Annotated in this window: 9 protein-coding genes; 5 read left to right on the forward strand and 4 right to left on the reverse strand. The window is 42.4% G+C overall.

The window, feature by feature from the left end:
* The 3 genes from cas7e to cas6e all read left to right on the forward strand — a co-directional run.
* On the forward strand, positions 1 to 986 hold a 986-nt coding region (gene cas7e, locus ACIY19_RS07420), incomplete at its 5' end, for a type I-E CRISPR-associated protein Cas7/Cse4/CasC (protein ID WP_409003082.1).
* A gap of 9 nt (positions 987 to 995) precedes the next feature.
* Entirely contained in the window at positions 996 to 1,715 is a 720-nt protein-coding gene (gene cas5e / locus ACIY19_RS07425) for a type I-E CRISPR-associated protein Cas5/CasD (RefSeq protein WP_000849181.1), read from the forward strand.
* 4 nt (positions 1,716 to 1,719) lie between these two features.
* Entirely contained in the window at positions 1,720 to 2,367 is a 648-nt protein-coding gene (gene cas6e / locus ACIY19_RS07430; protein ID WP_000275970.1) for a type I-E CRISPR-associated protein Cas6/Cse3/CasE, read from the forward strand.
* A 471-nt stretch (positions 2,368 to 2,838) separates the two neighbouring features.
* Here cas6e and ACIY19_RS07435 read toward each other — a convergent pair whose 3' ends face one another.
* The 3 genes from ACIY19_RS07435 to ACIY19_RS07445 all read right to left on the reverse strand — a co-directional run bounded on the left by ACIY19_RS07435 (position 2,839) and on the right by ACIY19_RS07445 (position 7,160).
* Complete coding sequence (locus ACIY19_RS07435) at positions 2,839 to 3,147, reverse strand: hypothetical protein (RefSeq protein ID WP_409003083.1); 309 nt, start codon at positions 3,145 to 3,147, stop codon at positions 2,839 to 2,841.
* Between the two features lie 1,612 nt (positions 3,148 to 4,759).
* Positions 4,760 to 5,725, reverse strand: coding sequence for a LacI family DNA-binding transcriptional regulator (locus ACIY19_RS07440; protein WP_000225977.1), 966 nt, complete (start codon positions 5,723 to 5,725; stop codon positions 4,760 to 4,762).
* Positions 5,706 to 7,160: a sucrose-6-phosphate hydrolase gene (locus ACIY19_RS07445; RefSeq protein WP_409003084.1), complete on the reverse strand. Its 1,455-nt coding sequence runs from the start codon at positions 7,158 to 7,160 to the stop codon at positions 5,706 to 5,708. The genes ACIY19_RS07440 and ACIY19_RS07445 overlap by 20 nt, the downstream gene beginning before the upstream one ends.
* A gap of 379 nt (positions 7,161 to 7,539) precedes the next feature.
* Here ACIY19_RS07445 and ACIY19_RS07450 point away from each other — a divergent pair, with 379 nt between their 5' ends.
* Entirely contained in the window at positions 7,540 to 9,423 is a 1,884-nt protein-coding gene (locus ACIY19_RS07450) for a sucrose-specific PTS transporter subunit IIBC (protein WP_409003085.1), read from the forward strand.
* 158 nt (positions 9,424 to 9,581) lie between these two features.
* A complete protein-coding gene (gene scrK / locus ACIY19_RS07455) occupies positions 9,582 to 10,469 on the forward strand; it encodes a fructokinase ScrK (RefSeq protein WP_409003086.1) in 888 nt (295 codons plus the stop codon).
* Positions 10,470 to 10,746: 277 nt separating this feature from the next.
* On the opposite strand, the gene ACIY19_RS07460 is transcribed toward scrK, so the two are convergent.
* The gene (locus ACIY19_RS07460; protein ID WP_000076176.1) at positions 10,747 to 11,364 is read right to left on the reverse strand and encodes a TVP38/TMEM64 family protein; all 618 of its coding nucleotides are present in this window, start codon (positions 11,362 to 11,364) and stop codon (positions 10,747 to 10,749) included.
* Position 11,365 lies beyond the last annotated feature (1 nt).

Below are 11,365 nucleotides of genomic sequence, written 5' to 3' on the forward strand. Positions count from 1 at the left end.
ATGGGACTTTTTTTCTATACAAAAATAGGCTCCATAATATCTATAGAGGATTTACCCACTACAAATATTATAGAGCCTTTAATACTTATGGAGAACAGTCAAATGTCGGTGTCCGAACAAAAGACATTGTAAGGTATGTTGCGGGTAAAATTGTAGAACTAGATAATTCTATCAGTTTTGAAGATGCACTAACCAAAGCAGATACAGTCTTGATAGCTACTGGAATTAAGAAAAAAGGTAAAGTCAAGGCACTTTACTTTATGGGGGATAGGCAAGCTGAGAAATTAGCTCAAGCAGCCTATGAAAATCTGACTGATAAAAAGGAACTTCAAAAACTAGCTAACTCAAATCCAGCCATTGATGTTGCTATGTTCGGTCGAATGGTAGCTGAAGATCCAGTTCTAAACGAGGATGCTTCCTCTCAAGTTGCCCATGCTATTTCAACACATGCTGTACAAACTGAATTTGACTTCTTTACTGCTATTGATGATTTAGCTCCAGAGGATAATGCAGGTGCAGGTATGCTGGGAACCATCGAATTTAACTCTTCTACGCTCTATCGTTATGCCAATGTTGCGATTCATGAATTATCAAAACAACTAGAGGATGAGAAATCCTTAAAGAACAGTTTGAATTTATTCATCGAAGCATTTGCAAATTCCCTCCCGACAGGAAAAGTGAATACTTTTGCCAATCAAACTTTACCGCAGGCTCTAATCGTTTCTTTGCGTGATGATCGTCCTGTTAATCTTGTCAGTGCTTTTGAAGAACCAGTTAAATCAACGGATGGTTATGTGGCGAAATCTATTGAAAAACTGTCTAAAGAGTATACAAGAGTTGAAAAATTCGTGAATAAACCACTTTTGACTTTCTATGTGACTTTGGATGAAAATGAGAGTTTAAAACAAATTGGTGAGGAAAAATATTCAGTTTCAGAATTATTAAAAGATTTTTCGGAAACCTTAGAACAATTCCTCAAAAAATAGGTGAATGGCATGAAGACTATTTTGTTGAAATTTGCTGGTCCTTTGCAATCTTGGGGGACAAGTTCACATTTCGAAACAAGACATACGGATTTTTATCCTTCTAAGAGTTCTGTTATTGGGTTGATTGCTTCAAGTCTAGGATATCGTCGAGACGATGATGAAAAAATTGTTCGTTTAAACGAGCTGGATTTTGCAGTTCGAGTGGATCAACAAGGAAATTTACTCAGAGATTTTCATATTGCACAGAAGTATACAGAAAAAGGAAAGTTTGAACGAAATTATGTCACAAATCGTTATTATTTAGAAGATGCTGTTTTTGTAGTGGCTCTTTCTCATAATAATGAGCAGTTTTTGGAAATGATTTTACAAGCTTTGAGAAATCCCTATTTCCAACCATTTATGGGAAGAAGGGCTCTGCCGTTGACTGCAGATTTTATCTTAGGTGAAACTGAGATTGGAGCAGTTGAAAGTTTGAGAACTCTTGAATGGCAAGCTTCACCATGGTTTATGAAGAGAAAGTTTATGGATGCCGTAACTTTAGAAATCTATTCTGATAGACATTTAACCGATAGAGGTATTTATCAATTGAGACAAGATGTTGTCAAGTCTTTTTCACAAAAGGGGAGAAGATTTGGCTATAGGTATGAAACTAGAGAACTGGTTCAAGTTCGGAATTCGTTTCGAGATAAAAATACGGCACATGATGTTTTTAAGAGTATAGGAGATTGATGGTATGTATATCTCAAGAGTAGAAATTGATCGGACCAATCGCCGAAAAATTAGGCGCTTAACACATATAGGCGCATATCATGCTTGGGTAGAAGAGAGTTTTCCAGAAGAAATGGAACAATCTATTCGAACAAGAAAATTATGGCGTATAGATCGTATCCAAGATAAAGATTACCTGATTATTGTTAGTAAAAATAAACCTGATTTACAAGGATTAGAAAAATATGGGGTTGCTGGTAGTGCTCAAACCAAGGATTATCAACAATTTTTAGATAACATCTATACTGGTAGCCGAATGAAATTTCGAGTGGTGCTTAATCCAGTTATTTCCTTAGTATCACCAGATAATCTTAAAAGAGGTATTGTAAAACCTCATATTACGAGTGAACATCAGATGAATTATCTAGTAGAACGCTCTGACAAAAATGGATTCTCACTGATAAAAGAAGATTTTTCAATCGTTGAACGTGGTTATGAGGTGTTTAAAAAAGCTGTTAAACCTATCCGATTGATAAAGGTTGTTTATGAAGGGGTCTTAACAGTTAGTGATGCAGATCTTTTTAAGAAGCTTTTGACTGAAGGAATGGGAAAGAAAAAAGCATACGGTTTTGGTTTAATGACCGTTATTCCATTGGGAAACGAATCATGGTAAAAAAAGTGGAACGAAGAAAACATCTCTGCGAGAACTTCCTAAAATAAGTGATCGTGTCAGCTTTATTTACGTAGAACAGTTTTTCCCGCACACGCGGGGGTGATCCCGTGACTTTCCGTTTGGTGACTGATTATAGCCTATTTTTCCCGCACACGCGGGGGTGATCCCGGTGCAGTCAGCATCCTTGTCATTTTGGCAGGTTTTTTCCCGCAGAAGCGGGGGTAATCCTAACACGATTGACATTCCCATATTGAGTCAAATGTTTTTCCCGCACACGCGGGAGTGATCCCACAATTCACTTGTACGAACGGGGTGGATATCCGTTTTTCCCGCAGAAGCGGGGGTGATCCCAAGACTCTTACCATCTTCAAGATGTCTGATATATTTTTCCCGCACACGCGGGGATGATCCCAAGACCAGGATAAGCAAATCAAGGCACTTGAAGTTTTTCCCGCACACGCGGGGGTGATTCTACGATTGAAGATAATAAGAAAGAAACAAGTAAGTTTTTCCCGCATATGCGAGGGTGATCCTGGGTCTAAGAAAATGACCTTTTGAATGGTTGTGTTTTTCCCGCAGACGTGGGATTGATCCCATTTGCTTCTGACCGTTGAAATAGAAACCGTGGTTTTTCCCGCAGAAGCTGGGGTGATCCTGGGTATAGTAAAGAGGGCTTTTTAATGCCTTTGTTTTTCCCGCACATGCTGGGGTGATCCTGAGGGCTTGGTCATCGGTAAGAATGACGGTAGGTTTTTCCCGCACACGCGGGGGTGATCCCATGATTATGACTATCAATGACCATGAGGGTGAGTTTTTCCCGCATACGCGGGGGTGATCCTACGCAAGACGTTTCAAGTGCTGCAATCCTTACGTTTTTCCCGCACACGCGGGGGTGATCCTGATAGAAGCCGATTGGGTTTGACTGCTCCACTGTTTTTCCCGCACACGCGGGGGTGATCCTTAAGTTCACTTCTTAAAAAAGATGAAGAATTGGTTTTTCCCGCACACGCGGGGGTGATCCTGAACAAGACAAGCAAATCAGCAGTCTAGCGATATTTTTCCCGCACACGCGGAGGTGATCCTGAATGGTATTATCTCACGAATGAAAACGTTGAGTTTTTCCCGCAGACGCGGGGGTGATCCCAGTATTTTTAGCAACTTTAGCTTATCAATGGAGTTTTTCCCGCACACGCGGGGATGATCCTATCCTGGATACAGGAATTGAACTGGCTTTCATGTTTATTTTTCCCGCAGACGCGGGGTTGATCCTGTAGACACATCTACAAGCTGGACAATCCCTCTGTTTTTCCCGCAGACGCGGGGGTGATCCTGTAGACACATCCACAAGCTGGACAATCCCTCTGTTTTTCCCGCAGACGCGGGGGTGATCCTACAGATGCTTGTATTCGCTTTATGGAAGTTATGTTTTTCCCGCACACGCGGGGGTGATCCCTAGCGTAGTCTGTTCGGTGGTTCTCAAGGACAGTTTTTCCCGCACACGCGGGGGTGATCCTTCTCGACCGCCGAACATCATGACATTAGATGCATTTTTCCCGCAGACGCGGGGGTGATCCCGGTTAAATCAACTTCGCCCACAAAGGTTTTAAATTTTTCCCGCACACGCGGGGGTGATCCTAGAACCATGTTGTTCGTAAGTGTTCAATGAGAATTTTTCCCGCACACGCGGGGGTGATCCTTCAATCTATGAACTCTTATCATGGCTACAACGATTTTTCCCGCACACGCGGGGGTGATCCTTGACTACGTAGCGCAAAGACATAGTTTTTCCCGCACACGCGGGGGTGATCCTATGCTCCGAAATTCGAGAGCAGATGACGGATTGTTTTTCCCGCACACGCGGGGGTGATCCTACTTTTTATTTCCTATATTCCTTTAATTTCAAGTTTTTCCCGCACGCGTGGGAGATTGACTACATAAAATGAGATATAAGAAAAATATCCCTATTGAAAACTGATAAATTAGAGATAGGAGTGTTTTATTATAGGAAAAAAGCATATTCTGTGTAAATGAAGATATCTTACATAACAAAGGAGAAGACAAGTGAATCGAATGAAGTCATCATGGAGACATTTGGTAACAATAACATCAGTTGGGTAAAAAACTTGTAGAAGAGTATAAGAAAATTTGCCTTGTATCTGTTGCCTTAGAGTGTTTCAGAACTAAATGTTCAACATTTTTTGATTGGAAAAACGAGACTAAAATCCTTCTGCCAAATCCCTAGCTCTTCTAGCAGGTGCTAGTGAGTCCGAAGTTGCTCCCCTCGTTGAGCGCCTCATCGCAGATAAAACCTTTAACTTAGAGACAGCCCAGCGCTATCTCGAAAACTTAAGATCATAAAAAACTCAGACGAATTCGTCTGAGTATTTTGTACTTAAATACTTTTTCCTGGTAATAGGGTGACTGGTAAGAAGTAACCAGTTGTCGCTACTTCCTTGCCTTCAATCTTCTGTAAAAGAAGATCAACAGTGAGTTGGGCAATCTCTTTCATAGGTTGCTTAATCGTTGTCAGGTGAGGATAGTAGTTCTCGATAAAGTAAGTCCCATCATAGCCGATGACCTTGAGCTCATCAGGAACAGAAATTCCCAGCTCTTGAGCGATTTTGATCACTAGAATAGCTGTCAAATCATCTGAAGCAAAAATCGCATCTGGTTTCTGATGGGTCAAGATATTCTTGATTTCCATTTCTTTTCGGACGGGCGAAAAGTCACTGGAAACATTGATAATAGGCGCTTTTGGGAGTACAGAGGCAAAGCCAGCATGGCGCAGTCCAGTCGGTGAATTCGAGTTATCATTTCCTGTAATCATGATGATAGACTGGGCTCCAGTCTTAACCAGTGTTTGGGCTGCGAGAACCCCGCCACCATAGTTATCAGAGGAGACGACAGGGATGTCTGGAGACAAGTTTCGGTCAAAGGAAATGATCGGTGCCGTCACACGATTGTAGTCTTCGATTCCCAAGTTGTGACTTCCAGAAATGATACCATCGACCTGATTGGCCTCCAGCATTTCAATGTACTCCCGTTCTTTTTCAGAGTCGTGTTCGCTGTTACAGATGATGGTCTTGTAGCCATTTTTGAAGAGTTGGTGTTCCAATTTGTCAATCAACTCCGCATAAAAGACATGACTGATGTTTGGGAAAATAAGTCCAATCAACTTGGCAGATTTTCCTTGGAGGCTTCGAGCCAGATTATTAGGCTTGTAGCCTAGCTCTCGCATGGCTTCATTGACCTTGAGAATGGTTTTCTCAGATAGATAACCCTTTTTATTGATGACCCGTGAGACGGTAGTGGGGCTGACGCCTGCAAGTTTTGCGACATCAGTTAGTTTTGCGACCATAATCTAATTCATAGTAAGTTCCAGTTGGGTTTCCAAACTTGATGAGGATACCGTTTTGATCCACATGTGGGAAGACACGACCAGAAAATACTTTTTCTCCTTTATTGATGAAAATTTCAAAGACTGACTTATCGATGAAGATAGTGGCAGTAGTAGCTTGGTTATCGATAGGGCAAGAACGAGTAGTACCAAATTCTTGGGCGTACTGTTCACCAGCCTGACTACGATCCACTGTCACCTGTCCATTGACAAGGTCAAAGTGGATGGAAAGCCCCTTGCCTTCTTTATCAGCGAGCAAGACAATCTCGCTTTGGCTATTGGCCTCCAAGTTGAGCTCGAGTTCATAGGTGTTATTGGTTTGAGTACGATTTGAGAAGGCCTCTTCAGAAGAACGAAGTTCTTTGACGGCTGCGACCGGATATTGGTAGAGTTTGCCATCTTTGATAGTGAGTTCTTTGACTAATGAGAAGGTTCCTTGGTGGTCAAAACGGTCAGATGGGTAAGAAACATCTGGTAACCCAAGCCAGCTTACTGCCAATGTACGTCCATCCGGAGCGTTGAAGGCTTGAGTCGCATAGGCTTCAAAACCATAGTCTAGATTTTGCAATGGAGACACATCTACCATTTTGGCATTTTCAGGATCAAAGGATGCTCCGATTTTGTACATGTTTGGATAGATATTATCATAATCTAGAACACCTTTATCCAATCCTTGTGGGCAGTAGAGAAGAACAGGTTGTTCGCCTACAAAGACTAGATTTGGACATTCCATCATGTAGGCAGTGCGGTCGTTAGCAAAGTTAAGGTCGCCAACTGCTTGCCAGTTTGTGTAGTCATTGTCCACAGCCTTGTAGAGACGGACGAAGCCTTTTTTCTCCAAATCCTGTCCACCGACGATAGCATAGTATTGACCTTTGAAGTTAAAAATTTGTGGGTCGCGGAAGTGGTCAGTAGAGTCAGATGGTTGGTCAATCAAGATCTTGTCAATCTTTGTAATTTTGCCATCTTTATCCATCAAAGCACCAATCTGGTAAGGGTGACGGATCCAATTATCATCACGGACATTTCCAGTATAAAATAGGAACAACTGATCGCTGAACTGCATGGCAGAACCAGAGTAGGCACCGTGGCTATCTAATGGAGTATCTGGCAAAACTTTGACTCCAGTTTCTGTAAAGTGCACTAAATCATCACTTTCAAGCTGCACCCAAGACTTCAACCCATGGGCTGCACCAAAGGGGAAGTTCTGGTAAAAGAGAATCCATTTGCCATCAAAATAAGAAAAGCCATTTGGATCATTGAGAAGCCCCATTTTAGGCTCGACATGGTAACGAGTATGCCAAGGAGATTGTGCCATCTTTTCCTTGATTTGCTTGACTTCATCATTTGTCCAGTCTTCGTAGCGTCTGTAACGACGCTCAGTTGTCCATTCCATTTTATCTTTCCTCCATAAGTTCTATTCTATTATTAATAGTAAACGTTTTCGACAAAAAAAGCAAGTCTTTTATGTTAAAAAAAAGAAAAATATGTCAAACGATTGCCATAAATCGAGTAAAGGAAATCTGGTAAATTTTCACGAAAAAATGAAAGAAAATGTAAATAAAAGCCTTGATTCCTCAAGTTTAAAGATATTTTTTTGAGGAAAAAGAGAATATCCCTCAAAAACGAGCAAAATTAATCAGAGAAAAAAGAAAGGGAATAAAAATTTCTGCAAAACGCTTGACATATTTTGGAAACGTGATAAAATAATAGTCGTAGGGCGAATAAAATCGCTTTCAAACAAGAACAAAATTTTTATAAGGAGATTTTTGCAAATGAACAATCAGGATATTGCAAAAAAGGTCATCGAAGCCCTTGGCGGACGTGAAAATGTCAACAGTGTAGCCCACTGTGCGACTCGTCTACGTGTCATGGTCAAAGATGAAGGGAAAATCAATAAGGAAGTGATTGAGAACTTGGATAAAGTTCAAGGAGCTTTCTTTAACTCAGGCCAATACCAAATCATCTTTGGTACTGGTACAGTAAACAAGATGTACGACGAAGTGGTTGCACTTGGTTTGCCAACATCTTCTAAAGAAGACATGAAAGCAGAAGCTGCTAAACAAGGAAACTGGTTCCAACGTGCTATCCGTACTTTCGGTGATGTCTTCGTGCCAATCATCCCAGTTATTGTAGCAACTGGTCTCTTCATGGGTCTTCGTGGTCTCATGAACGCTCTTGGAATGACGCTCCCAGAAGATGTTACCATTTACAGCCAAATCCTCACAGATACAGCCTTCATCATCTTGCCAGGTTTGGTTGTATGGTCAACCTTCCGCGTATTCGGTGGTAACCCAGCTGTTGGTATCGTCCTCGGTATGATGCTGGTTTCTGGTTCGCTTCCAAACGCTTGGGCAGTAGCATCAGGTGGTGAAGTAACAGCTATGAATTTCTTTGGCTTCATTCCTGTTGTTGGTTTGCAAGGTTCCGTTCTTCCAGCCTTCATCATTGGGGTGGTCGGAGCCAAGTTTGAAAAAGCTCTCCGCAAGGTGGTTCCGGATGTCTTGGATCTCTTGGTGACTCCATTCGTGACACTTTTGGTCATGTCTATCCTTGGACTCTTTGTCATCGGACCAGTCTTCCACGTTGTTGAAAACTACATCCTTCTCGGAACAAAAGCGATTCTTGCCTTGCCATTTGGTCTTGGTGGTTTGGTCATCGGTGGGGTTCACCAATTGATCGTCGTATCAGGTGTGCACCACATCTTCAACTTGCTTGAAGTGCAGTTGCTTGCTGCGGACCATGCCAACCCATTCAACGCCATCATCACTGCAGCGATGACAGCTCAAGGGGCTGCAACTGTTGCCGTTGGTGTTAAAACGAAGAATCCTAAACTAAAAACACTTGCTTTCCCAGCTGCTCTTTCTGCCTTCCTCGGTATTACAGAGCCTGCTATCTTCGGGGTGAACTTGCGCTTCCGTAAACCATTCTTCCTTTCATTGATCGCTGGTGCTATCGGTGGTGGATTGGCTTCTATCCTTGGACTTGCTGGTACTGGTAATGGTATCACCATCATCCCTGGTACAATGTTGTACGTTGGAAATGGCCAATTGCTTCAATACCTTCTTATGGTAGCTGTATCATTCGTTCTTGGTTTTGCCCTTACATACATGTTTGGTTATGAGGATGAAGCAGAAGTGGCTTCAGAAGCTACAACTGAACGTTTGGCTGAAGAAGCAGTAACTGGTAATGTTGTTGCACCTAGCGAAGGTGTCATCCAAACACCAATCGTTGGGGACGTAGTTGCTCTTGAGAATGTTGATGACCCAGTCTTTTCAAGTGGTGCAATGGGACAAGGGATTGCTGTAAAACCAAGCCAAGGTGTGGTTTACGCACCAGCTGATGCAGAAGTATCGATTGCCTTTGCTACAGGACATGCTTACGGTTTGAAGACAGCAAATGGAGCTGAAATCTTGATCCACGTTGGTATCGATACGGTAACTATGAACGGTGAAGGCTTTGAACAAAAAGTTGCTCAAGGCGACAAGGTTAAAGCTGGTGACGTTCTCGGAACCTTTGACTCAAACAAAATCGCTGCTGCAGGTCTTGATGACACAACAATGGTTATCGTAACCAACACAGCAGACTACGCTTCTGTAACACCAGTCGCAAGCGGTTCAGTTGTCAAGGGTGACGCTATCATCGAAGTGAAAGCCTAGTCCTCTTCGAAAATCAGATTTAAAAACAAAACGAACAAATATTATGTTTGTTCGTTTTTACTTGGATGGTAAGATTTACAGAGGAAAATCTAAAATATTGAGAAATCTAGCCCTTTAAAATGTGCTATAATAGAGAAAACAAAGATAAGAGGTTTATCATGACAAAATTATATGGAAGCTTAGAAGCGGGCGGTACAAAGTTTGTCTGTGCTGTCGGAGATGAAAATTTTAACATTGTAGAAAAAACACAATTTCCTACAACAACTCCTATCGAGACCATCGATAAAACCATCGAATTCTTTTCAAAATTCGATAATCTTGCAGGTCTTGCCATCGGATCCTTTGGTCCTATCGATATCGACAAAAACTCAAAAACCTATGGCTTTATCACAACGACTCCAAAACCTCACTGGGCTAATGTAGACCTACTTGGTGCCCTTCGCCGCTCCCTCAACGTACCCATGTATTTCACCACAGACGTGAACAGCTCTGCCTATGGTGAAGTGGTTGCTCGTAACAATGCTGGTGGCCGTATCGAAAACTTGGTTTACTACACGATTGGTACAGGGATCGGTGCAGGTGTTATCCAACGTGGTGAGTTTATTGGTGGTGTCAGTCACCCTGAGATGGGTCACTACTATGTAGCCAAACACCCAATGGATATTGAAAAAGAATTTAATGGCGTTTGTCCTTTCCACAAAGGCTGTTTGGAAGGCTTTGCGGCTGGTCCAAGTCTCGAAGCCCGTACAGGTGTTCGTGGTGAAAACATCGAACTCAACAACTCTGTCTGGGATGTTCAAGCTTACTATATCGCTCAAGCTGCGGTCAATGCTACAGTAACTTTCCGTCCAGATGTGATCGTCTTTGGTGGTGGAGTCATGGCCCAACAACACATGCTGGACCGTGTCCGTGAGAAATTCACTGCTCTTCTAAATGGTTACCTACCAGTACCAGACGTGCGTGACTACATCGTGACTCCAGCAGTCGCAGGCAATGGTTCTGCTACACTTGGGAACTTTGTGCTTGCTAAGAGTGTCGCAAAATAAAACAAAAAAACATCCGCTTGGGAAACCAAACGGATGTTTTGTTTGACGAAAATGTTTTTGAGCCTTTCCTTAAGTGATGACGGACGGTAGCGACTTTCTTCGAAATTCCATACCTAAACTTTGAGCCTAATGTCTCAAAGTTTCCGAACACCTGAACCCATTAGATTTCAGGTGTTTTTATCACGGCGGAAAGGCTAGGTAAGTCCTCGATTCACTATCGAAATATTGGCATGATTTCCATACCAAAGTATATTTAGTATCAGGCTATTTTCTATTCTCAAAACATCTGCCAGAAGAAATCAATAATATAAGTCAAACCATAAGTGTAAACCACTAGGGTAAAGGGCTTGGTCAAAATGATAATGATCATATAGCGTTTGAAGGTCATCTTGGTGAGGGCAGCCAGCATACACAGAAAGTCAGCTGGGCTAACTGGCCAGATCATCATAAAGATAAAGAACCGCTCGAAACGATTGCCCTTATCTAGCCAACCGATGTACTTGTCATAGGTGCGCTTGCTGACGACCGACTGAACAAAGGCAGCTCCATAGAGACGCACCAGGTAAAAGATAATAGCACAGCCAATCACGATGCCGATATAGTTATAGATGGTTCCAATGATATGGCCGTAAATAAAGACCCCAGCCACTGAGGTCAAAGCTCCCGGAATGATCGGAACGACGGTTTGTAGGATCTGTAAAAAGATAAAGAGTGGTGGTCCCCAAACCCCAGCTTGCTGGATAAAGGCCGATAGGGTTTCCTTGGACTGTAAAACCCCCGCCTGATAGGCCCAAATACAGAAAATCAAGGTGCCGACTCCCCCGACGATAGATGAGATATTAATGACTTGCTGTAGAAGGGGAGAAACAGCTTTCATTTGCTTATCCTGTGACATG

Source organism: Streptococcus sp. ST14 (assembly GCF_046098195.1).
Lineage (GTDB): Bacteria > Bacillota > Bacilli > Lactobacillales > Streptococcaceae > Streptococcus.